At 61.5% G+C, this 20,832-nt stretch carries 22 protein-coding genes; 12 read left to right on the top strand and 10 right to left on the bottom strand.

Annotated elements, in window-relative coordinates:
* Window positions 1–72 precede the first annotated feature (72 nt).
* The 5 genes from VFW72_RS05850 to bioD are packed head-to-tail and all read left to right on the top strand — an operon-like array spanning window position 73 to window position 3,370.
* A complete protein-coding gene (locus tag VFW72_RS05850) occupies window positions 73–285 on the top strand; it encodes a hypothetical protein (protein ID WP_329673342.1) in 213 nt (70 codons plus the stop codon).
* Between the two features lies 1 nt (window position 286).
* Entirely contained in the window at window positions 287–937 is a 651-nt protein-coding gene (queE, locus tag VFW72_RS05855) for a 7-carboxy-7-deazaguanine synthase (protein WP_329673343.1), read from the top strand.
* Window positions 938–960: 23 nt separating this feature from the next.
* Window positions 961–1,326 (top strand): 6-carboxytetrahydropterin synthase, encoded by a 366-nt coding sequence (locus tag VFW72_RS05860; RefSeq protein WP_329673344.1) that lies wholly within the window; start codon window positions 961–963, stop codon window positions 1,324–1,326.
* 29 nt (window positions 1,327–1,355) lie between these two features.
* Window positions 1,356–2,690, top strand: a complete 1,335-nt coding sequence (gene bioA / locus VFW72_RS05865) for an adenosylmethionine--8-amino-7-oxononanoate transaminase (RefSeq protein WP_329673345.1) — start codon at window positions 1,356–1,358, stop codon at window positions 2,688–2,690.
* Entirely contained in the window at window positions 2,687–3,370 is a 684-nt protein-coding gene (bioD, locus tag VFW72_RS05870; RefSeq protein ID WP_329673346.1) for a dethiobiotin synthase, read from the top strand. Before bioA ends, bioD begins: the two co-directional genes overlap by 4 nt.
* Here the strand turns inward: bioD and VFW72_RS05875 are convergent.
* Both VFW72_RS05875 and VFW72_RS05880 read right to left on the bottom strand, forming a co-directional pair.
* Window positions 3,359–3,958 carry a TetR/AcrR family transcriptional regulator gene (locus VFW72_RS05875; RefSeq protein WP_329673347.1) on the bottom strand — a complete coding sequence of 200 codons (600 nt, stop codon included), beginning with the start codon at window positions 3,956–3,958 and terminating at the stop codon, window positions 3,359–3,361. The genes bioD and VFW72_RS05875 overlap by 12 nt on opposite strands.
* Window positions 3,959–4,008: 50 nt before the next feature.
* Entirely contained in the window at window positions 4,009–4,674 is a 666-nt protein-coding gene (locus tag VFW72_RS05880; protein WP_329673348.1) for a pyridoxamine 5'-phosphate oxidase family protein, read from the bottom strand.
* A gap of 101 nt (window positions 4,675–4,775) precedes the next feature.
* On the opposite strand from VFW72_RS05880, the gene VFW72_RS05885 reads away from it, so the two are divergent.
* The gene (locus VFW72_RS05885) at window positions 4,776–6,311 is read left to right on the top strand and encodes a PLP-dependent aminotransferase family protein (protein WP_329673349.1); all 1,536 of its coding nucleotides are present in this window, start codon (window positions 4,776–4,778) and stop codon (window positions 6,309–6,311) included.
* On the opposite strand, the gene VFW72_RS05890 is transcribed toward VFW72_RS05885, so the two are convergent.
* On the bottom strand, window positions 6,229–7,200 hold the full coding sequence (locus VFW72_RS05890) for a TerC family protein (RefSeq protein WP_329673350.1): 972 nt from the start codon (window positions 7,198–7,200) through the stop codon (window positions 6,229–6,231). The two genes, VFW72_RS05885 and VFW72_RS05890, sit on opposite strands and share 83 nt — an antisense overlap.
* A 35-nt stretch (window positions 7,201–7,235) precedes the next feature.
* The gene (locus tag VFW72_RS05895) at window positions 7,236–7,634 is read right to left on the bottom strand and encodes a hypothetical protein (protein ID WP_329673351.1); all 399 of its coding nucleotides are present in this window, start codon (window positions 7,632–7,634) and stop codon (window positions 7,236–7,238) included.
* A 99-nt stretch (window positions 7,635–7,733) separates the two neighbouring features.
* On the opposite strand from VFW72_RS05895, the gene nhaR reads away from it, so the two are divergent.
* Window positions 7,734–8,639: a transcriptional activator NhaR gene (nhaR, locus tag VFW72_RS05900; RefSeq protein WP_329673352.1), complete on the top strand. Its 906-nt coding sequence runs from the start codon at window positions 7,734–7,736 to the stop codon at window positions 8,637–8,639.
* A 15-nt stretch (window positions 8,640–8,654) separates the two neighbouring features.
* Here the strand turns inward: nhaR and VFW72_RS05905 are convergent, their stop codons facing one another.
* From VFW72_RS05905 to VFW72_RS05915, 3 genes are all read right to left on the bottom strand, one after another.
* Window positions 8,655–9,773: a hypothetical protein gene (locus VFW72_RS05905; protein ID WP_329673353.1), complete on the bottom strand. Its 1,119-nt coding sequence runs from the start codon at window positions 9,771–9,773 to the stop codon at window positions 8,655–8,657.
* 139 nt (window positions 9,774–9,912) lie between these two features.
* A complete protein-coding gene (gene miaB, locus VFW72_RS05910; protein WP_329673354.1) occupies window positions 9,913–11,256 on the bottom strand; it encodes a tRNA (N6-isopentenyl adenosine(37)-C2)-methylthiotransferase MiaB in 1,344 nt (447 codons plus the stop codon).
* Between the two features lie 23 nt (window positions 11,257–11,279).
* Complete coding sequence (locus VFW72_RS05915) at window positions 11,280–11,666, bottom strand: hypothetical protein (protein WP_329673355.1); 387 nt, start codon at window positions 11,664–11,666, stop codon at window positions 11,280–11,282.
* A 110-nt stretch (window positions 11,667–11,776) separates the two neighbouring features.
* Between VFW72_RS05915 and VFW72_RS05920 the strand changes: the two genes are divergently transcribed.
* The 5 genes from VFW72_RS05920 to VFW72_RS05940 are packed head-to-tail and all read left to right on the top strand — an operon-like array spanning window position 11,777 to window position 17,958.
* Entirely contained in the window at window positions 11,777–12,802 is a 1,026-nt protein-coding gene (locus VFW72_RS05920; RefSeq protein ID WP_329673356.1) for an SPFH domain-containing protein, read from the top strand.
* Between the two features lie 14 nt (window positions 12,803–12,816).
* Entirely contained in the window at window positions 12,817–14,406 is a 1,590-nt protein-coding gene (locus VFW72_RS05925; RefSeq protein ID WP_329673357.1) for a DUF4178 domain-containing protein, read from the top strand.
* Between the two features lie 12 nt (window positions 14,407–14,418).
* A complete protein-coding gene (locus tag VFW72_RS05930) occupies window positions 14,419–14,640 on the top strand; it encodes a DUF350 domain-containing protein (protein ID WP_329673358.1) in 222 nt (73 codons plus the stop codon).
* Entirely contained in the window at window positions 14,633–16,204 is a 1,572-nt protein-coding gene (locus VFW72_RS05935; RefSeq protein WP_329673359.1) for a polyamine aminopropyltransferase, read from the top strand. Before VFW72_RS05930 ends, VFW72_RS05935 begins: the two co-directional genes overlap by 8 nt.
* 17 nt (window positions 16,205–16,221) lie before the next feature.
* On the top strand, window positions 16,222–17,958 hold the full coding sequence (locus VFW72_RS05940; protein ID WP_329673360.1) for an FAD-dependent oxidoreductase: 1,737 nt from the start codon (window positions 16,222–16,224) through the stop codon (window positions 17,956–17,958).
* Here the strand turns inward: VFW72_RS05940 and speD are convergent.
* Genes speD through VFW72_RS05955 form a run of 3 tightly spaced genes read right to left on the bottom strand, consistent with a single transcriptional unit; the run spans window position 17,916 to window position 20,657 of the window.
* The gene (gene speD / locus VFW72_RS05945; RefSeq protein ID WP_329673361.1) at window positions 17,916–18,332 is read right to left on the bottom strand and encodes an adenosylmethionine decarboxylase; all 417 of its coding nucleotides are present in this window, start codon (window positions 18,330–18,332) and stop codon (window positions 17,916–17,918) included. The two genes, VFW72_RS05940 and speD, sit on opposite strands and share 43 nt — an antisense overlap.
* A complete protein-coding gene (murU, locus tag VFW72_RS05950) occupies window positions 18,313–19,026 on the bottom strand; it encodes an N-acetylmuramate alpha-1-phosphate uridylyltransferase MurU (protein ID WP_329673362.1) in 714 nt (237 codons plus the stop codon). Before murU ends, speD begins: the two co-directional genes overlap by 20 nt.
* Window positions 19,027–19,073: 47 nt before the next feature.
* The gene (locus tag VFW72_RS05955) at window positions 19,074–20,657 is read right to left on the bottom strand and encodes a methyl-accepting chemotaxis protein (protein ID WP_329673363.1); all 1,584 of its coding nucleotides are present in this window, start codon (window positions 20,655–20,657) and stop codon (window positions 19,074–19,076) included.
* Window positions 20,658–20,832 lie beyond the last annotated feature (175 nt).

The following is a 20,832-nucleotide window of genomic DNA, read 5'->3' on the forward strand; positions in this document are numbered from 1 at the left end:
GACTGAGGGCTTCGGATGGATGTTTGGGGTGGCCTGGTCCACATTGTGAATTTTTTCGGGCCGGCGCTGGGCATGGCTTTGATCGTGCCCACGCTGTCGCGGTTGTTCTGGTGGAAGCCGCTGAAATCAGCGGGCTGGTTGCGGCAGGTGAAGTGGGCCGCTGCGGCCAATGCCGTGGTGTTGATCCTGGGGCTGGTGCTGCTGGGGCGTGATGGAGCCATGTGGACTTACATGGCGCTGGTGCTGGCATCCGCCGGTGTGGTGTGGTGGACCGGGTTGAGGTGACATGGCTTACAGCGTCAAGGAAATGTTCTACACCCTGCAAGGCGAGGGCACACATGCCGGTCGCCCTGCGGTGTTCTGTCGTTTTGCCGGCTGCAACCTCTGGACCGGACGTGAGGCCGATCGGGCCCAGGCCGTGTGTCGTTTTTGCGATACCGATTTTGTGGGCACCGATGGCCTGGGGGGCGGCAAGTTCGCTACAGCCGAAGCCCTGGCGCAAGCGGTGGCTGGGTTCTGGCCTGGGCGCGCCGGGCGGCCTTTTGTGGTGCTGACCGGTGGCGAGCCTTTGCTGCAGGTCGACTCGGCCTTGATCGAGGCCCTGCATGCGCAGGGTTTCGAGGTGGCAGTGGAAACCAACGGCACCCTCGCCGCGCCCGAGGGGCTCGACTGGATCTGCGTCAGCCCGAAGGCTGGCTCGCAACTGGTCCAGACCTCGGGGCATGAGTTGAAGGTGGTCATGCCCCAGGCGGGTTTCGATGAGGCTACTTTGCTGTCGTTCGAGGCGATGTCTTTCGAGCAAATGCGGATTCAGCCCTTGGACAGTGCCTCGCCTGAGGCCCGAACGCAGGCTGCTCAGTGGGCCGTTCAATGGTGCCTGGACCACCCACGCTGGATGCTCAGCGTGCAGACCCACAAATCCCTGGGCATTCGCTAACACCGTGCTGCGAGAACGATTGCATGTTTGAACTGAGCCAGACCTTTTCCTTTGACGCTGCCCACACGCTCAAGCGCTTCGTGTCCCCAGAGGAAGCGGCCAGCAGTCGCCGCATTCACGGGCACACCTACACCGCTGAGGTGATGGTGCGTGGTGAACGCCACCCCGACACCGGCATGGTGGTGGACCTGGCCATCTTGCGCGAAGCCATTGCCGCCGTGCGCAGCCAGCTGGACCATCATTTCCTCGATGAAGTGCCTGGCCTGGGCGCACCCACGCTGGAAAACCTCTGTGTTTTCATTCACAGTCGCATCAGCCAGACCATTCCGCAAGTCAGCGGGGTGGCTGTGTCCCGTGCAGCGGGTGACCGTTGCGTGTACCGCCCCTGATTGGCCGATGCCCTCGGCCCAAGCATGACATGAGTTTGTCTGAACGCAGCCGCCAGGCCGTCTGGCATCCCTGCACCCAGATGAAGGTCCACGAGACCTTTCCGCCTCGTGCCATCGTTGCCGCCAAGGGGCCCTGGCTCGTTGATCACCGGGGGGATCGCATTCTGGATGCGGTCAGCTCCTGGTGGGTGAACCTGTTCGGACACAGCCCGCAACCCATCGTCCAGGCCATCACCGATCAGCTTCACACGCTGGATCACATCATGCTGGCGGGCTTGACCCATCCTCCGGTGGTGGAGTTGTCGGAGCGCTTGGGGCAGCTAACCGGCTTGGGGCATGCCTTTTATGGCAGCGATGGCGCCAGTGCCACCGAGATTGCGTTGAAGATGAGCGCTCACAGTTGGCGCAACCGGGGCCAGTCCGAGAAAAACGAATTCATTGGCTTGCAAGGCGGCTACCACGGGGAAACGGTGGGTGCGCTGTCAGTGACAGACATTCCCCTGTTTCGGCAGGCCTATGCCCCCTTGTTGCGCCTGAGTGCGACCTTGCCATCGCCAGCCATGCACCCCTTGCAAGACAGCATCGATGCATTGGCGCAGTACTTGGCCGAGCACCACGCGCGCACAGCGGCCATCATTCTGGAGCCGCTGGTGCAAGGCGCGGCCGGCATGGCCATGTATGACCCCGCTTACCTGGTGGCGGTGCGCCGCCTGTGTGACCAGTACCAGGTGCACTGGATTGCCGATGAAATCGCGGTGGGCTTTGGTCGCACCGGGTCGATGTTCGCGCACCAACAAGCGGTGGACCCCGTTAGCGGTGAGGTGGCCCGCCCGGATTTCATCTGCTTGAGCAAGGGCATCACAGGAGGGTTGCTGCCCTTGTCGGTGGTGCTGACCACAGATGCCGTCTACGAGTCCTTCTGGGACGATCGCACCGCTCACGGATTCCTGCACTCGCATTCCTACACCGGTAACCCGTTGGCTTGCCGGGCCGCTGTTGCGGTGCTGGATCTGTTTGCCCAGCGCGATGTGCTGGGCGACAACCGCGTGGCCGCGCAACGCCTGACCGAATTGGCGCAGCCGCTGACCCGGCACAGCGCGGTCAGCGCGCACCGCCAGCTGGGCATGATCTGGGCGTGGGACATTGACACGCAAGACCCCACGTTTTCCGCGCGCTACCACCGGGCCGCCATGGAAGAGGGTGTTTTGCTAAGGCCAATCGGACACACCTTGTACTTCATGCCACCTTACGTACTGAACGAGGCCGAGCAAGCCCATCTGGTCGAGGCCAGTCTGAAGGCCTTGAACCGTGTGCTGGCCGAGCCGTCCGGGGCAGATCTCAGCGATGGAGTACCCATGGCATGACCCTTTCTCTGTTTGTGACCGGCACCGATACCGGCGTAGGCAAGACCCAAGCCAGCACCGCTTTGCTGCGTGCCTATGCCCGTCAGCATGCCCGTTGTGTGGGCATGAAGCCGGTTGCGGCCGGTTGCGATTGGGTCGATGGCCAATGGCTGAACGAAGACGTGGCAGCCATGCGCGCGGCTTCGACCTTGAAGGTGCCGCCGGTCTTCGATAACCCCTATGCCTTGCCTGACCCGGTGTCACCGCATCTGGCGGCGCGGCTGGCGGGTGAGCAGATCGATCTGGCTCACATCGAGGCCAGCTTCCACGCGCTGCGCCAGCATGCCGACGTGGTCGTGGTGGAGGGGGCCGGTGGTTTCATCGTGCCCTTGCATGAAGCGCCTGGGGAATGGGCCACCAGTGCCGATCTGGCCTTGCGCTTGCAGATTCCGTTGGTGATGGTGGTGGGTGTGCGCCTGGGGTGCTTGAACCATGCTTTGCTGACCCAGGAAGCCATTCTGTCTCGAGGCCTGACGCTGGCTGGCTGGATCGCGAATGTGGTGGATCCTGACATGCCTCAGCAAGCCGCCAACATCAGCACCCTGCAGGCGCGTCTGCATGCGCCCATGTTGGCCCACTGGGCGTGGGATCCCGCTGCGACGGCTGATCAGCGAGCTGATTGCCTGACCTTACCAATCTGACAGGCGTGGGCCTTTGCCGGCCGCCACCATCTGGTCGAAGGCATGGCGAATGACTGCCTTCGAGCGCTTGCGCGAGCGCTCGCTGGCGGCGGCGTAGTCGTTGAACAAGGTGCCAATCAGGCAAGCCAGGAAGGCTTCGACGGCTCGCTGCGGCGGCTTGATGCCGATGGCTTCGAGTGCACGCTTGACTCGCTGCAAGCCGTTCATCTGGAATTTGTCCATCCAGGGGCGCAGCGACGGTTCTTCGTCGCTGACCACGTAAACGGCCACCATCATGCGTGAAAGGCCCCGGTTGCTGGGCAGTTCGGACAGGGCTGTGCGCAAGGCGGCCAGTGAGCCTGCGCGTTTGTCCTCTGGGCCATCCAGCAAGGCCAGCACCGTTTCGGCGCCCCGCATGACGACCTCCTTGAGCAATTTGACCCGCGTAGGAAAGTAGTAAGTCAAATGGCTGTGGCGCACCCCGGCGATCTCGCAGACCTTGGCCTGCGTCATCGCGTGCAGGCCGTGCAGTTGAATCAGTTGCAGTGCCGCATCGAGAATGCGCTCTCGAACCGGCACCACCACGTCGGCGTCATCGAGGGGAGACATGTCGGGCGAGTCCATTTGGTAAAACTACCAAAATTGTCTCCCGGCATCAATCAGTTGCGAATGACACCCCCCTCGGTCCAGTGGGCGCCAGGTGCCCCCGCGAGTAAGTGGTCGTCCTTGTCGTGCGCCTGGGGGGCTTGTGCTTGCAGGCGCATGGGCAGCACGCCTGACCAGCAGGGCCAATTGGCATCGCCTTCCTTGTCTTTCGGGCCCCAGTTGCGAATCTTCGCAGCCGCTTCGGCCAGGGGGAGGGCCAGTACCGTGGTGGCTTGCAATTCGTTGGCATCGGCTGGGCGAGCCACTTGCGAGCGACCGGGCACGATCCAGTCCACCAGGGCATCGAGCACAGCGGGTTTGGCCTCGTCGGCCACCATTTCAAACTGCCCATGAATGACCACGGAGCGGTAGTTCATCGAATGGGAAAACGCCGACTTGGCCAGCACGAGCCCATCCAGCAGCGTCAGGGTGACACAGCAGGGCACACCTTGCCCCAGGTCTTTCATCATGCGGCTGCCATTCGAGCCATGGATGTAGAGCCGATCGCCGATGCGCCAGCATGCAGTGGGAATGCACAGCACGTTGCCCTGGCTGTGCCAAGCCACGTGGCACACATAGCTGGCGTCGACGATGGCGTGGATGGTGGCGGCATCGTAGTGGCCGCGTTCAGCCGCACGTTTGAGCGTGGACCGGGGTGAAGGCGGGAGGGGCATGGACATCTTCGGACTCCTGATTGTTTTGCATGAACTGAGCCTTTACGATAGGCAAACCGTGGCTCTTCATAAAGAACCAGGAATGACAAAAAAATGGGAGCCACAACATGGTCGATCTTCGTTTTCTGTGTGACCAGGCACGCCTGGGCGAGCGAGCAGGGTTGTCACAGCGGCGTGGGATCTACCTGGCCCTGCGAGAGGCCATTGCAGATGGACGCTTGCCGGCAGGGTCTGTCTTGCCGGCTACCCGATCCCTGGCGTGCGAACTGAGCGTGGCGCGCAACTCCCTCATCTACGCCTATGAGCAACTGGCGGCGGAGGGCTACGTGCAAGCCACTCGGCAAGGCACCGTGGTGCGTGCGTGGGCGCGGGCTTCGTTGGCGCAGGCATCAGCAGGCGGTTCCAAAGCGGGCCAGGAGACCCCTAGCCACGGGCAGACGTCGCGGCGGGCTGGCGCATGGCAACGTTTTCGCTCGCCCGACGACGATCTCAAGCCGTTCATGCCCGGGGTGCCCGCCATGGACGCCCTGCCACTGCAAGCCTGGCGCAAGGCCATGGATCGAGCCGCACGTTGTCTGCGCGGCTCTGACTTGGGGTATCGAGATGCCCGCGGCGAACCCGAGCTGCGTCAGGCCATTGCGACCTATGTGCAGGCCTCACGCGGTGTGCGTTGCCATGCCGACCAGGTGGTGGTGACGCAAGGCACGCAAGACAGCTTGAACCTGTGCGCCCAACTGTTGGCCGATGTGGGCGACCTGGCCTGGATCGAGCACCCCGGCTATGGCGGGGCACGTGTGGCCTTGAGTTTGGCGGGGCTGCAATTGCAACCGATCACGGTCGATGCCGAGGGCATGGCTGTGCCGCCTGCGTGGTGGAACGAGCGCCCCCCTCGGTTGATCTATCTGACCCCATCGCACCAGTACCCCTTGGGCTCGGTGCTAACCTGGCCGCGTCGCATGAGTTTGATTGACGGAGCCTGGCGCTGTGGGGCCTGGATACTGGAAGACGACTACGACAGCGAGTTTCGACACGATGGTCCCCCCTTGGCGGCCATGCAAGGTCTGGTTGATGATGCCCCAGTGGTGTACCTGGGCACCTTCAGCAAATCGCTGTTTCCTGCCCTGCGGCTGGGCTACATGGTCTTGCCCCAGGGGTTGATGGATCGCCTGGCGCCTTCGATCAATGCTTTGGTCAGGGGAGGGCGTCCGCAGAGCCAGTTGGCTTTGGCCGAGTTCATCAATGAAGGGGCATTCACTCGGCATCTGAGGCGCATGCGCCGCTTGTACTGGGAGCGGCAACAGGCCCTGCGCGAGGCGTGGCGGGTGCATTGGCCGTGGCCTTCGGCCTTGCTCGGGGGCGAGTGCGGCATGCACCTCACGGTGGCGGGGTGTCCATTGTCAGACCAAGTGCTGGCGGATGAGGCTTTGAAGCAAGGCTTGAGCCCTCGCCCCCTGAGTGCCTACAGCACAGGTGGGGTCGAGGGCTTTGAGGGGCTGGTGCTTGGGTACGCCAACGTGCCGGCCGAGGACATGGCCCGCTACGTTGCGCACCTTGCCCGGGTCACGTCTGGTTTGCTCCGCGCGTCTTCCACAGAGAAAACAGCACACCACTGGCCAGCAGACCAAAGGTCACGCCCAAGCTGAGGGCTGCGGGCATGTGGCCGAACACACCGGTGGCCATGATCTTGCCGCCAATGAACACCAGAACCAGAGCCAGGGCGTACTTCAGGTATTCGAAGCGATGCACCATGGCGGCCAGGGCGAAGTACAGGGCGCGCAAACCCAGGATGGCGAAGATGTTGCTGGTGTAGACCACAAAGGGGTCTTGCGTGATGGCCAGTACCGCCGGCACGCTGTCGACCGCGAAGATCAGGTCCACAGTTTCCACCATGATCAGCGCCATGAAGAGCGGGGTGGCCCACCAGGCTGATTTATCCGATCGAGTGGGGTGTGGCAGGCGGATCCAGAACTTCTCGCCGTACAGGTCGGTGGTGACCGGCACGAACTTCTTGAAGGTGCGGATGACGCGGTTGTTTTCCAGGTCAGGCGTGTGATCGGACACCCAGATCATCTTGATGCCGCTCCACAGCAGGAAGGCGCCGAAGAGGTACAGGATCCAGCTGAATTCAGAGACCAGTGCCGTGCCCAGGCCGATCATGATGGCCCGTAACACCACCACGCCGATGATGCCCCAGAACAGCACACGGTGCTGATACATGCGCGGAATGGCGAAGTACGTGAAGATCAGCGAGATGACGAACACATTGTCGAGCGACAGACTTTTCTCGACAAAGAAAGCGGTGTAGTAGGCCATGCCGGCCTCTGCGCCCAACTGTTGCCAGACCCAAGCCCCGAAGATCAGCGCCACGCCGATGTAGCCCGCAGACAGCCACATGCTTTCGCGAATACTGATTTCGTGCTGGTCTTTGTGCAGCACGCCGAGATCGAACGCCAGCAGGGTGATGACCACGCCGGCGAAGCTGAGCCACAGCCAGATGGGGTGACCCAGAAAGAGGTTATTCAGTATGTCCATGATGTTGCCTTGTTCCGGGTCACGTGGGTTTGATCTCAGCCGTCGAGGTCAAATGCGAGTTGGTGATCGCGCGTGCGGCGAGCGTCGCGGGAGCGCTCGTTGATCGAGCGCAGACTGACTCGTTCGCGTGTGCGCAGTTGCTGGTGCTTCAACTGGCGGCGAATGGTTTGTACCGCCCGGTGAATGGCGCGGTTCACCACGGCCTTCAGATCAGCCCCGCGGTCGGTGATGACGGCGGTGGTGTCTTCCAGTTCGATGACCAGTTGACAGTCCTTGTCCTGTCCGCCTCGGGGGCCGTTGATGTCCTGCAGATGCAGGGTGGCGCCCACGGTCTGGCGCCCGAAGCGGCCGAATGCCTGCTGAATCCGGGACCGGATCAGGTCACGGTCTTCACGGGACAGCAGCAAGCCTTGAGTCTGGATCAACAAACGCATGACATTCCTTTCGTGGAAGTGGATGACGGCTCCAATTTAGGTGCTTGAACATTTCGCGTAAATCAGATTTAATTTTTAAAACGATTCGGATTTTTCGAAGTGAATTACAAGCATCTGCTTTACTTCTGGGCGGTGGCCAAACACGGTGGCGTGGTCAAGGCGGCCGAGCATCTGCATGTCACACCCCAGACCATCAGCGGCCAGATTCAGTTGCTCGAAGAGCACTTTGGCCGCGAGCTGTTTCACAAAAGTGGGCGTGCGCTGGAGTTGACCGATGCGGGTCAACTGGCCTTCAGCTATGCCGAAGACATCTTCACACTCGGGTCAGAGTTGGATCAGGTCGTGCGGCAACCGCGTGGGGCGGCGCGTCCACTGGAGCTGCGCGTCGGCATTGCCGATGCGGTCCCCAAGATGGTGGCCTGTCGCCTGCTCGAACCGGCTTTGCAGGGTGAGCAGGCCTTCAAGGTGGTGTGCCGGGAATGGAAGCTCGATAGCTTGTTGGCCGAGTTGGCGGTGCATCGCATCGACCTGGTCTTGTCTGACACGCCCTTGCCATCCGGACTGAGCGTGCACGCCTTCAGCCACCGGCTGGGCGGTTCGGCTGTGGGGTTTTACGCTGTACCAGCTTTGGCTGACAGGCTCGAGGGCGAATTCCCGGCCTGCCTGAACGGCGCGCCCATGCTGGTGCCGGGGGCGGATTCAGCCATGGGGGGGCGTCTGGCTCAATGGTTGTCGAAGCACAAGCTGCGGCCCCATGTGGTGGGCGAGTTCGATGACGGCGCGCTCCTCAAAGCCCTCGGCCACCAGGGGCACGGTATCTTCATGGCGCCCATGGTGTTGCACGACGAGGTGTGTCGCCAATACGAGGCCACCCTGTTAGGGCAGGCCAGCGATCTGATTGAAGAGTTTTATGTGATCAGTGTCGAGCGGCGCATCACCCATCCGGGCGTCGCCGCCATCACACAGGCTGCGCGCGAAGGTCTGTTCACGGCCTGGCGGCAGTGAGGCGCCACGGTTGGGTCAGCTGCCCTGATAGCCAAATAGGCGTTTGCGGTCCAGGTGCAGCATCACATTGCTGCGCGGCACGGTCGCCACCACCTTGAATTCGGGCTTGGCCGTGTTGCGGAAATGGGGGTCGGGAAAGACCCAGCCATCGGCCGAAATCAGGCTTTGGACCTGGGGTGTATTGGCCGATTCACCGCGGCGTAGAACAATCGCGGTGTCGCCGTTGGCCAGTTTCACGAATGAGCCGGGCGGGAAGATGCCCATCTCTTTGATGATGGCGGCCGTGTAAGGGTTGTTCGCCCCGCCCGCAGACAGATAGAGCTCGCGCGCCGCTGTATTCGAGGCCAGCGCGGGCCGAGAAGCTCGAGGGCTCAGTTTGGCCAGGTACACGTCGGTGTAGTGAATCATGCAGGCCAGTTGATTGCGCGAGCGATCGTCTTGAGGCAAGGCGCCTCCGTCAGGCGTCACATGGTGGTCGGCCACGGTGCTCAACCAATCCTGATCGGTCACCCCCGCCTGCTCCAGAATCTCTCTGCCTCGGGCCGGGTGCGAGGCAATCTCGGCCTTCTGCTGTGGCGTCAGTGGGGTGGTTTGCTGCGACAGCAGGTTCTGCAAGTCCAGCATGGCAATGTTCATCGTCAGGGCCGCCCGAACGAGAACGGTGCGTTCTGTGTCTGACCAGCCAAAGCGCTCGGCGACCAGGCTCGACACAAACGCCGTTTGCAGCGAGTGGGCTACCGCATAGCTGGTGTGGTCGGCATAGATCATCTCGAAGGTGCCGGCCTCGACGTCCTGTTTCATGGCGCCATGAATGTGGCCAGACATGCGACCAATGTCGTCCGCGAAATGGGGGTTGTCGGCATGGCCGCGCAGGAGCGAGCCGACCTGCTTGAGAATGGCGGCCCACAGCGCAAAGGGGTCGGCTTTGGGGCGGGCGGCCTTGGCGGCCCGCTGATGGGCTTCGAACTCTTCCTGATCCACGTAGACGCCACGATCCAGCAGCGTATCGATCTGATGCTGTTCCTTGATCAGAAACCCTTTGCTCAGCAGCAAGGCACCCGGCTCGTTACGGACGTTCCAGGGCAGGGGTTCGTTGAGGCGAATCTGGTTGGCGCACAGGCGCAATAACTTCATGGCTGCTTTCCACTCTTGGTCTTCCTCATTTCGGCCAGAGTCGCTGGCGTTAAATGCACAAAATGCGAAACGTTAGGACCAAGCGTGAAAAACTGCGCAGGAACGCCCCATCCAGGGGCGCTTAGCTACGTGGATCGGATCAAGCGACCTTGACCTCAGCGCGCAGAGAGTGTGGGTACGCCTGGGTGATGTTCACCGCAATCAGCTGCCCGATCAAGCGCTCGGGGTGAGGGCCTGGGGCAAAGTTCACGATCCGGTTGCACTCGGTGCGGCCCATCAGCTCGTTAGGGTCCTTGCGGCTGGGGCCTTCCACCAGAATGGTCTGGGTTGTGCCCACCATGGCCTGGCTGAAGCGCTGCACATTGGACTCGAGGTAAGCCTGCAGGGTTTGCAGGCGCTTGAGTTTGACTTCGTGCGGCGTGCCATCTTCCAGCGAGGCCGCGGGGGTACCGGGGCGCGAGCTGTAGATGAAGCTGAATGAGGCGTCGAATTCCAGGTCGGTGGCCAGCTTCATGAGCTTGTCGAAGTCGTCGTCGGTTTCGCCTGGGAAGCCCACGATGAAGTCGGTTGACAGGCTGATGTCGGGGCGCACCGCACGCAGGCGGCGAATCACGCTCTTGTACTCCAGCGCCGTATAGCCGCGCTTCATCGCCATCAGAATGCGATCAGAGCCGTGCTGCACGGGCAAGTGCACGTGGTTGACCAGCTTGCGGGTCTTGCCGTAGACGTCGATCAGGCGCTGGCTGAACTCGTTGGGGTGGCTGGTGGTGAAGCGGATGCGCTCGATGCCGGGCATCTCGGCCACGTACTCAAGCAGCAAGGCGAAGTCAGCGATCTCGCTGGTGTCGCCCATCTTGCCTCGGTAGCCGTTGACATTCTGGCCCAGCAAGGTGACTTCTTTCACGCCCTGGTCGGCCAGGTCGGCCACTTCGGTCAGCACGTCATCGAAGGGGCGTGACACCTCTTCGCCGCGGGTGTAAGGCACCACGCAATAGCTGCAGTACTTCGAGCAGCCTTCCATGATGGACACGAACGCCGAAGCGCCTTCCTTGCGGGGCGGGGGCAGGTGGTCGAACTTTTCGATTTCAGGGAAGCTGATGTCCACCTGGGGGCGCTTTTGCTGTTGGCGCATTTCCAGCATGGCCGGCAGGCGGTGCAGGGTTTGCGGGCCAAACACGACGTCCACATAAGGCGCGCGCTCGATGATGGCAGCACCTTCCTGGCTGGCCACACAGCCGCCCACGCCAATCATCACACCCTTTTCTTTCAGGTGCTTGACGCGGCCGAGGTCGGAAAACACCTTTTCCTGTGCCTTCTCGCGAATCGAGCAGGTGTTGAAGAGGATCAGGTCGGCTTCTTCTGGGTTGTCGGTGGGCGTGTAGCCCTTGGCTGCGTTCATGACGTCAGACATCTTGTCCGAGTCGTATTCGTTCATCTGGCAGCCGTAGGTCTTGATGTAGACCTTCTTGGAGGAGGCATTCATGGCGCGTGTACTTCGTGAAATCGTCAGGGCTTGGTCCAGGTCTGGCCGGCAGGGTCGAACACCCATTTGGCGGCCTCATCGGGTGTTTTGGGCCACAGCTTGCCCGCTTCGTCTTCACGCAGCAGCCAGATGTCGATCAGCAGGCCGTAGGTGTCGATGGTGTAGATCACGGGGCTCTTGCGCCCGGCAATGGCACCCGACATGACCAGCAGGTTGTCTCCGCCCCGAATGCGGGCGCCTGGTGCCAAGCGAACCGGCTGCCCGTTCAAGATGGCGTCAGGGGGTGTGGTGATCTGCAATTCGCCACGCAATGCGGTGGCAGGGAACTGCCGTTGCAGTTGGAGTTGGGCTTGTGCCAGCACAGGCACGGCCAGGGCCAGAGCGGCCAGGGCCTTGAGACAGCGGTGCATGGTGTAGATCCAGAGGCTGTGAAGGAAGGCCCGGATTTTAAAGGACTTGTGGGTAAGATGCACCTTGATGGAGGCCAAAAATAGCCTGCAAAGATAAGGGAGTGCGTCACGTGGGATTGATCGATTTCATCAAGAAACAGTTTGTCGATGTCATTGAGTGGGTGGAGTCCACCGATGGCGTGCTGGCATGGCGGTATCCGTTTGACGACCGTGAAATCCAGAATGGCGCCACCTTGGTCGTGCGTGAGTCGCAAATGGCCTTGTTTGTGAACGAGGGCAAGGTCGCTGATGTGTTTGGGCCGGGTACGCACAAACTGACGACACAGACGTTGCCCTTGCTGACCAACCTGAAAAATTGGGACAAGCTGTTTGACTCGCCCTTCAAGAGCGATGTCTACTTTTTCAGCACAAGGCAACAGCTGGATCTGCGCTGGGGAACCTCGCAGCCCATCACCTTGCGCGACAAGGACTTTGGTGCCGTGCGTTTGCGCGCCTTTGGCAACTATGCCGTGCGCCTGGTCGATCCGCGCAAGTTCCACCTGGAAGTCTCCGGCACTCGGTCAAGCTACACCGTGGCCGACCTGGATGGGCAGCTGCGTGGCGTGCTGTTGCAGCATCTCAGCGATGCCGTGGCTCAAAGCGGCATTCCTTTCCTCGACCTCGCGGCCAATCAGGTGGCCTTTGCCAAGGCCTTGTCTGAGGCTGTGGCACCGTATTTCGAAGCCTTGGGCGTGGCGCTGGAGGGCATGACCGTTCAGAACGTGTCCTTGCCGGAAGAGCTGCAGAAGGTGCTGGACCAGAAAATCGGCATGGGCATGGTGGGTCAGAACATGGGCCAATTCGTGCAGTACCAGGCCGCGCAGGCCTTGCCAACGATTGCGGCGGCATCAGGACAGGGCAGTGGTGTGGCTGGTGATGCCGCTGGGCTGGGTGCAGGCTTGGCTTTGGGGCAAGTCATGGCCCAATCGATTCAACAGGGGCTGCAGGGGGCACAGGCTGCAACCGGTGGTACAGGCGTGCGGCCCGATGAGGTCATGGCCACCATCGAGAAGTTGGCTGATCTGAAGGCCAAGGGCATCCTGACCGACGAGGAGTTTTCAGCCAAAAAGGCCGAACTGCTCAAGAAATTGGTCTGAATCCCTGACGGATCATGAGCGATCAGATGCGGCAGCGTGCCTGGCGGGCACTCTGCACACGATGTGGCGCGCCGGTTGAGTTTCAATCGGCCGCGTCGCCCATGGCTGTGTGCTCTTACTGTCGCAGCACCCTGGTGCGCGATGGTGAGACCTTGTCGCGCATCGGCGAAAGCGCGGAACTGTTTGATGACCACAGCCCTTTGAGTTTGGGGGTGAGGGGCAAGCTACAGGGAGAGTCGTTCACGCTGGTAGGGCGCATTCAGTTGGCGTATCTGGATGTCGATGGCGAAACCGGGCGATGGACTGAATGGCACGCCCTGTTTGACAACGGCCGCAGCGGAACCCTGAGTGAAGACAATGGCGCCTACGTGTTCACCTTTCCTTTGAGTGGGGTGGATGAGGCGAGCTTGCCGGATCTGTTGCGCCTGGGGGTGGGCAGCCCGATTTATGTGGCAGGGCGTGATTGGGTCTTGTCCTCGCGTGTCCAGGCGAAAGCCCACGCGGCGATGGGCGAATTGCCCGACTTGCCTAATTTCAAAAGTGCTCAGCCGGTCGTCGAACTGCGCAACCCGCAAGGCGAGATTCTGAGCATCGAGCCCCAACGCAAGCCCATGCGCTTTGACCTGGGCAGGTCGGTATCGCTCAATGACTTGCAACTCAGTGGTTTAGCGGGCGATGGGCGTTCGAAAGAGGCCTCAATGGCGGCGCGCAGTGTCGAGTGTCCACAATGTGGTACCGATCTGGCACCATCGCTGGACACGACGCAGACGATTGTGTGTGGCAGTTGTCACTCGGTGATCGACCTGCGATCTGGCGTAGGAGGCAAGCTCAAGAGCTACAAGCAAAACAATGGCCTGGAGCCCCTGATCCCATTGGGGGCAGTGGCCACGTTCAAGGTGCTCGGAGAGGTGGGTAACTGGCAGGTTGTCGGGTATCAGGAGCGCTGTGATCAGCCCGCAGATCCTGAGGAAGAGACAACCTTCTGGCGAGAATACCTGCTGTACAACCAGAAGCGAGGCTTTGTCTTTCTGGTTGATGCCGAAGATGGCTGGAGTGTGGTGCGACCTGTCACTGGTGTGCCCGCCTCCCGTCGAGGGGACATTGAGTGGCAGGGGGTTCGGTACCGCAAGCGCTATACCTACACAGCCAAGACCACGTATGTGCTGGGGGAGTTCTACTGGCCGGTTCGCAAGGAGCAGCGTACTCTCAACATGGACTACGCCGGCGAGGGGGCTCAGGCTCATCGGCGTTTGAACTGCGAGCAGACCGGGCAAGAGATGGTGTGGTCAGCGGGGGAAACGATCACGGCCGCCGAGGTGATGGCGGCGTTTCGCATTGCACCGAAGCAGGCCCGATCGTTTCAACGCGATGCCTCGCTGTCATCTGATTCGACCCAACGCTGGCAGGTCATCATGTGGCTTGTGGTTGCCGCGGTCATTGTCATGGGCGTGGTCAATGGCTGTACCGATGAGTGCCAGGACACAAAAGAGCGGTACGGCGAGTACAGCAACGAATACCGTCAATGTCGCGAGTATTCGCGCTCGCATGGCAGTGGCCATGGTGGTTCCTATGGGGGCTACAGCAGTGGCGGGTCCCACAAGTAATCGAATGGAGATATGACTATGGAATGGCTCAAACCGGTTGTCTTTCTGGCCACAATGGCCTATGCCATCGCAGGCGTGATCCTGTTCTGGATCAGCTTCATCATTGTCGACAAGCTCACCCCATACGATCTGTGGGGGGAAATCGTTGAGAAGAAGAACCTCGCGCTGGCTGTGGTGGTGGGCGCGATGTGCCTGGCCATTGGCATGATTGTGGCTGCCGCGGTTCATGGCTGATCCAGCGCTTCCTGATGGCGACGGTGCCCGAGTCAGCCTGGCTGAGTTGGCTCTGCTGGGCTCGGTGTTCGTCGTTGCCGCGTGTGGTCTGGTCTACGAGTTGGCGGCTGGGGCCCTGGCCAGCTATCTGCTGGGGGACTCCATCTTGCAGTTCTCCACGGTCATCGGTACCTACCTCTTTGCCATGGGCATTGGGTCATGGTTGTCGCGTTATGTGGTGCGACAACTGATCGCAGTCTTTCTGCGGGTGGAGTTGCTGGTGGGCGTAGTGGGCGGGCTGATGCCGATGGCCCTCTTTCTGGCCAACAGCACCTTGCCGATTGGCGCTGTTGCCCCGTTTCGGGCCTTGCTGTATGGCTGCGTGCTGCTGATCGGGATCCTGGTTGGCCTGGAAATCCCCCTGGTGATGCGAATTCTCAAGCGGCACTTTGCGCAACGCTATGCACTGAAAGATCTGGTGTCCGAAGTGCTCACCTTTGATTACCTGGGGGCCTTGGCCGTTTCACTGGCCTTTCCACTTTTGCTGGTGCCCCATTTGGGTGTCGTACGCACGGGGGTGCTGTTCGGATTGATGAATGCGGCTGTGGCGGTCTGGTGCCTGTGGCTGTTCAGAACCGAGGTCCGTGCATGGCGCAGTCATGTCGCAGCCAGTGTGTTGGTGATCGTGTTGTTGCTGGGGGCCATGGTGGGGGCCGCGCCGTTGACCAGTTGGGCCGAAGATCGCTTCTACGGCGAGGGGGTGGTGCTGAGGCAAGACACGCCCTACCAGCGCATTGTGGTCACGCAGGGCAGCGGGGGAACCCGGCTGTACCTCAATGGCAATCTGCAGTTCGCTTCGCGTGACGAGTACCGCTATCACGAGGCCTTGGTGCACCCTGCCATGGCGGCCCACGGGGCCCCACGTCGGGTGCTGGTTCTGGGGGGCGGTGATGGCATGGCCGTTCGCGAAATCTTGCGTTACCCATCCGTGCAGTCGGTGACCCTGGTCGAGCTGGATCCGGCCATGACGCAGCTGTTTCGCCGCGACGAACGGCTGGTGTCCTTGAATCAGCGTGCCTTGTTGTCGAACCGAGTCAAGGTCATCAACGCCGACGCCTTCACCTGGCTGTCTGAACACGATGAAGTGTTTGATGTGATCGTGGTCGACTTTCCCGATCCGACCAACCACTCGATCGGCAAGTTGTACACGACCACGTTCTATGCGTTGCTGGACCAGCACCTGGCAGCCAGTGGCTACGCGGTCATACAAACCACTTCGCCCCTGATCGCGCGCAAGAGCTTCTGGACCGTGGTGTCCACCTTGGAGGCAGTCGGTTTGCAGACCACGCCCTACCATGCGCACGTTCCCAGTTTTGGAGAATGGGGCTTTGTGATGGCGCACCATCGTCCTTGGCGTGTCCCTGTGCAACTGCCTGATGGCTTGCGGTTCCTGTCTCTGGATGGGATCGAGCCCTTGTTGAACTTTCCTCCGGACATGGCGCGTGTAAACGCCGAGCCCAATCGGCTCAGCAGTCAGGTTCTGGTGCAGACCTTCGAGGCCGAATGGGGCCGCGTGCATCAGTGAAGTCAGCCAGATTGGCCATGACAGCTGCTACGCCCCTGTCGAGGCGTGACTGCCTGCTGCGATTGGGGGCGATGCCTTGGCTGGCCGGGCTAGGCACCGGATTGGTGGGGTGTGAAAAGTCCGGCATCAGTGACATGCCGGAAAATCTGGGGGGCGGCTGGGTTGGTGCGCGGCATGACGCGGCGCATGCGTGGCGCGACGGCAAGCTTCCCGAGCATGCCACAGGGGTAGCGCGATCAACTCATACCTTGGTGATTGGGGCTGGGGTGGCTGGCTTGTCGGCCGCTCGGCATTTGATTGATGCCGGTCTGGATGATGTGATCGTGCTGGATCTGGAGGCGCAGCCGGGTGGGAATGCACGGGGTCATGACATCGGGGGCATGCCCTGTCCCCTGGGGGCGCACTATCTGCCTTTGCCGGGGCCCGAGGCCTCCGAGGTAGCCCGGTGGTTGGAGGCCATTGGCCTGATTCGCCATGAGCACGGTCGCTGGGTAGGCGATGAGCGATACCTTTGCCACAGCGCGCAAGAGCGCTTGTTCGTGCCGGATGGCGGGTTGTCTGCTTTGGCTCCTCGCGGCTTCTGGGCCAGCGGGCAGTGGCAGGATGGGGTGGTGCCCCAAGTGGGCTTGCAGGCCTCTGACGAGGCAGAGTACCGACGGTTCAGCGAGCGCATCACTCGCATGCAGGTCGACCTGGGCTTTGCCATGCCCACTTGGCGGCGCGCCTGGAGCGCGGGCCTGGAGGCGCTGGATCGCATCAGCTTTGCGCAATGGCTGAACCAGGAAGGTTTCAGCAGCGCGCCACTGCTATGGCTGCTCGACTATGCCTGTCGCGATGACTTCGGTGCCGGCCTGGCTCGCGTCTCAGCTTGGGCGGGCATCCATTACTTCGCCAGCCGCCACGGTTTCGAATGGCCAGCCCAGGCCGAGTCACATGACCCGGTGCTGACTTGGCCACAAGGCAATGGCTGGCTGACTCAGAAGCTCGCGCAAGGCCTGGGCGATCGCTGGCAGCCAGAGCAGCTGGCCGTGTCGGTCGAGGAGGGGCGCCACGCAGTCACGGTCCGGGTGTGGGATGGACGCTTGCGCCAGATGCGTCAGTGGTCAGCCAAACAGGTGGTTCTGGCGGTGCCCTTGTTTGTGGCGCGGCGCCTGCTTCGACTTGGCCATGCGGCCTTGGATGCGCTGGTGCCTCACATGCAATATGCGCCGTGGCTGGTCAGCAATGTCTTGCTGAAAGAGGGCTTGCGTGATCGCTCTGGTGTGGCGCGGGCGTGGGACAACGTGGCTTTCACTCATGCTGGAAGCGAGCCTGTATCGGTTCCATCGCTGGGCTATGTCGATGCCCGCCACCAAAGCCTGTCTCAAGTGTCAGGGCCCATGCTGTGGACCCATTATTGGGCCTTGGGGGGGCATAGTGCCAAACAAGGGCAGGCGCTTCGCGAACTGCTGCTTCGGCGTCCCTGGGCTGATTGGGCGCGTTGGGTGTTGATGGATCTGGCGCGAGTGCATCCAGACCTGCCTGGTTTGGTCGAGCGTGTCGATTTGATGCGCTACGGGCATGCCATGAGCATCCCGGTCCCGGGTGTCAGAAGTCACCCTGGGCTTGCGGCCTTACAAAGCCACCAGGGGCGACTGCTGTTTGCGCATGCCGATTTGTCTGGCTACTCGGTGTTTGAAGAAGCCTTCACCCACGGAGCGCGAGCCGCGGCTCAAGTGTTGGCGTCGGCGGGAATTCGGCGTTCAATCAATTGAACATGAGCGCGCTTGGGGGCAAAGCCCTCAATCAGTTGATCCAGTACCTGCTGGGCCTTGCGCTGGTTGTCTTGCAGCAAGTGGCACACGTAAATGTCAATCGTGACGGTGCCGTGTTCCGGCCAGGTGTGTACCGCCAGATGAGATTCCGCCAGCAAGATGACCCCGGTCACGCCGGCCCCCTGGTGTGAAGCATGTGGCTGGAACTGATGGAAACACTGTCCGACCGATGTCAGCCCGGCCTGAGCGATGCTGGCTGCGCAGGTTTGCCGCAAAGCCTCGGCATCGATCATCCAGGGGTGGTCGGCTCTGCACCCGGTCAAATCGGCAGTCAGGTGTGTGCCCAGCAACATGTCAGCGCACGACCTCGGCATTGAGTTCATTCAAGCGCTCGGGCGTGCCCACATCAGTCCACGCGCCCGCGTAGATGGTGCCAGCCAGTCGTCGTTGGTCAATGGCGCGTTCCAGATAAGGGCGCAGCGCAGCCTTGTCACCCACCTTCACTCCCTCGACCATGCTGGCGCGATACAGGCCAATGGTTGAATAGGTGTAGGTGGGGGCATCGGCGGTGGCGTTGTCTTTGCGGATGACGCGATCCCCGCCGCTCAAGGCAAAGTCGCCGTTGGGCACGTGGGGTGGGTTGTTCACCAGCCAGATGCGAGCCCAGTCGTTGCTCTGTGCGAAAGACTGGGCAGCAGCGGCAGAGAAGGTGAAGTCAGGGACGAACACATCACCGGCCACCACCCAGAAGGCGTCACCCAGCAGGGGCAGGGCTTTGGCCATGCCGCCAGCGGTTTCCAGCGCCCCGCCGTGGTCGCGCCCTTCCATCGAGTAGTCAATGCGCAAGCCCCAGCGGCTGCCGTCTCCCAGACGCTCGGGGAACTGGTCTTCCAAGTGGGCAGTGTTGATCACCACATGGCTCACGCCGTCGCGGGCCAGGGCTTCCAGATGCCATTCGATCAGAGGTTTGCCCCGCACTTCCAGCAGCGGCTTGGGCGTGTGATCGGTCAGCGGGCGCATGCGTTCGCCGCGACCGGCAGCGAGAATCAGGGCGGGCAGTTGAGACATGAAAAAAGGGGGCCATGAAGACCCCCTATTGTCTGTGATCTGCGCTGTCAGAAGCCGCCGTGCCCGTTCAGCCGGAAGGCGGCGACCGTTGACACCAGGCTCTCGGCTTGCTGCTTCAGGCTCTCTGCCGCAGCAGCACTTTGCTCCACCAGCGCAGCGTTTTGCTGGGTCGCTGCATCCATTCGGCTGACGGCCTGGCCTACCTGGGCCACGCCTGCGCTCTGTTCCATGCTGGCCTGGCTGATTTCGCCCACGATGCTGTTGACCTGGCTGATGGCGCGTACCACTTCGTCCATGGTGGCGCCTGCCTGATCGACCTGGCGTGTGCCTTCTTCGACCCGTTCCACGCTGGCCACGATCAGCTCTTTGATCTCACGAGCCGCTTCTGCCGAGCGTTGAGCCAGGGAGCGCACTTCGCCTGCCACCACAGCGAAGCCTCGTCCCTGTTCGCCTGCTCGTGCGGCTTCCACCGCGGCATTGAGCGCCAGAATGTTGGTCTGGAACGCGATGCCATCAATGACCCCGATGATGTCGGCAATGCGTTTGGAGCTTTCGTTGATGCCCTTCATGGTGTCGACCACCTGGGCCACCACTTCGCCACCTCGGGTAGCCACTTCCGACGCGCCTTGTGCCAGCTGATTCGCCTGGCGGGCGTTGTCGGCGTTCTGGCTCACGGTCACGGCCAGTTGATCTGCCGAGCTGGCAGTTTGCTGCAGGTTGCTGGCGGTCTGCTCGGTGCGTTGGCTCAGGTCGGCATTGCCCGCAGCCACTTCAGACGAAGCTGTCTGAATGCTGTCGGCCGCATGGCGGACTTGCGCAATCACCTTGGTCAGGTTGCCGCGCATGGTCTCCATGTGGTTGAGCAACTGCGCAATTTCGTCGTCCCCTTCGGTGGTAACAGACTGGGTCAGGTCACCTGAGGCAATTTTCTTGGTGGTTTCGTCTGCCAGGTTGAAGCCGCTCTTCATGCGGTTGAGCACATAGACGGCGGCAATGCTGGCGGGTACACCCATGCCAATGGCCAGCAGCGCGAAGACCCACATGGCTCGTGCGTGACGCGCATCGGCCTCCTTAGCGGCGGCATCTGCGGCTTGTTCCTGGTAGTCATGCAAGGCATTGATGGCCTGGATCATGGCCTCGCCTTCTGTGCGGCCGGCTTTCAGGTAGTCGGCCATGAGCTTGGGGCTGAAGGTGCCGCTTTTCACCGAGTCGAGTGCAACATTGGCTTGGCTGACCCAGGCTTGGCGTGACTGGTCGAGTTGCGAAGCGAGTTCGCTTTCCCGCGCGTCCATTTTGGCGCTCTTGATTTCATTCCACAGCGCGTTGGTTTCAGCTCGGCGCTTGGCGAAGGCGTCGAAGTGCGCATCAATCCCATGATCGTGAGCCGAATGCAGCGGCCCTTGTGGGTCGTGCTGGAAAATCAACAACACTTCTGCGCGGTTTCGGATGGCGTTTTGTGCCATTCGCCCCAGCTTGTTGGCCTTGGCCATGCGATCGTCGTGCACCTGGTGAAGGCTGTCGGCATTGCTGCTGAGGCCCCACCATGCGAACCCGGCCAGGGCGGTAAAGGCAATCCAGAACGACAAAATGATCGCGCCGAAGTAATGAACCAGCTTGATATTCTTGAGCATGACCTACTCGTGAGGGAAGTCTGTGGGTAGATTCCTCGAGCGTAGGCCTGGGCTCATCGCTGCAGTGCAAAAAATAGCGGCTCGATTGCCCTCCAAATGATGCTGGTTGACAGGTGCCGGTGCATTTGCTCTGACATGGCGATGTCATTCGGAAAAACAAAAAGCCACCGCGAGG

This window comes from Aquabacterium sp., assembly GCF_036273115.1.
GTDB lineage: Bacteria > Pseudomonadota > Gammaproteobacteria > Burkholderiales > Burkholderiaceae_C > Aquabacterium.

Coding starts and splice junctions, on each gene's coding strand:
- VFW72_RS05850 (WP_329673342.1), top strand. CDS start 73: ATGGCTTTGATCGTGCCCACGCTGTCGCGGTTGTTCTGGTGGAAGCCG.
- queE (WP_329673343.1), top strand. CDS start 287: ATGGCTTACAGCGTCAAGGAAATGTTCTACACCCTGCAAGGCGAGGGC.
- VFW72_RS05860 (WP_329673344.1), top strand. CDS start 961: ATGTTTGAACTGAGCCAGACCTTTTCCTTTGACGCTGCCCACACGCTC.
- bioA (WP_329673345.1), top strand. CDS start 1,356: ATGAGTTTGTCTGAACGCAGCCGCCAGGCCGTCTGGCATCCCTGCACC.
- bioD (WP_329673346.1), top strand. CDS start 2,687: ATGACCCTTTCTCTGTTTGTGACCGGCACCGATACCGGCGTAGGCAAG.
- VFW72_RS05875 (WP_329673347.1), bottom strand. CDS start 3,958: ATGTCTCCCCTCGATGACGCCGACGTGGTGGTGCCGGTTCGAGAGCGC.
- VFW72_RS05880 (WP_329673348.1), bottom strand. CDS start 4,674: ATGTCCATGCCCCTCCCGCCTTCACCCCGGTCCACGCTCAAACGTGCG.
- VFW72_RS05885 (WP_329673349.1), top strand. CDS start 4,776: ATGGTCGATCTTCGTTTTCTGTGTGACCAGGCACGCCTGGGCGAGCGA.
- VFW72_RS05890 (WP_329673350.1), bottom strand. CDS start 7,200: ATGGACATACTGAATAACCTCTTTCTGGGTCACCCCATCTGGCTGTGG.
- VFW72_RS05895 (WP_329673351.1), bottom strand. CDS start 7,634: ATGCGTTTGTTGATCCAGACTCAAGGCTTGCTGCTGTCCCGTGAAGAC.
- VFW72_RS05905 (WP_329673353.1), bottom strand. CDS start 9,773: ATGAAGTTATTGCGCCTGTGCGCCAACCAGATTCGCCTCAACGAACCC.
- miaB (WP_329673354.1), bottom strand. CDS start 11,256: ATGAATGCCTCCTCCAAGAAGGTCTACATCAAGACCTACGGCTGCCAG.
- VFW72_RS05915 (WP_329673355.1), bottom strand. CDS start 11,666: ATGCACCGCTGTCTCAAGGCCCTGGCCGCTCTGGCCCTGGCCGTGCCT.
- VFW72_RS05925 (WP_329673357.1), top strand. CDS start 12,817: ATGAGCGATCAGATGCGGCAGCGTGCCTGGCGGGCACTCTGCACACGA.
- VFW72_RS05930 (WP_329673358.1), top strand. CDS start 14,419: ATGACTATGGAATGGCTCAAACCGGTTGTCTTTCTGGCCACAATGGCC.
- VFW72_RS05935 (WP_329673359.1), top strand. CDS start 14,633: ATGGCTGATCCAGCGCTTCCTGATGGCGACGGTGCCCGAGTCAGCCTG.
- VFW72_RS05940 (WP_329673360.1), top strand. CDS start 16,222: ATGACAGCTGCTACGCCCCTGTCGAGGCGTGACTGCCTGCTGCGATTG.
- speD (WP_329673361.1), bottom strand. CDS start 18,332: ATGCCGAGGTCGTGCGCTGACATGTTGCTGGGCACACACCTGACTGCC.
- murU (WP_329673362.1), bottom strand. CDS start 19,026: ATGTCTCAACTGCCCGCCCTGATTCTCGCTGCCGGTCGCGGCGAACGC.
- VFW72_RS05955 (WP_329673363.1), bottom strand. CDS start 20,657: ATGCTCAAGAATATCAAGCTGGTTCATTACTTCGGCGCGATCATTTTG.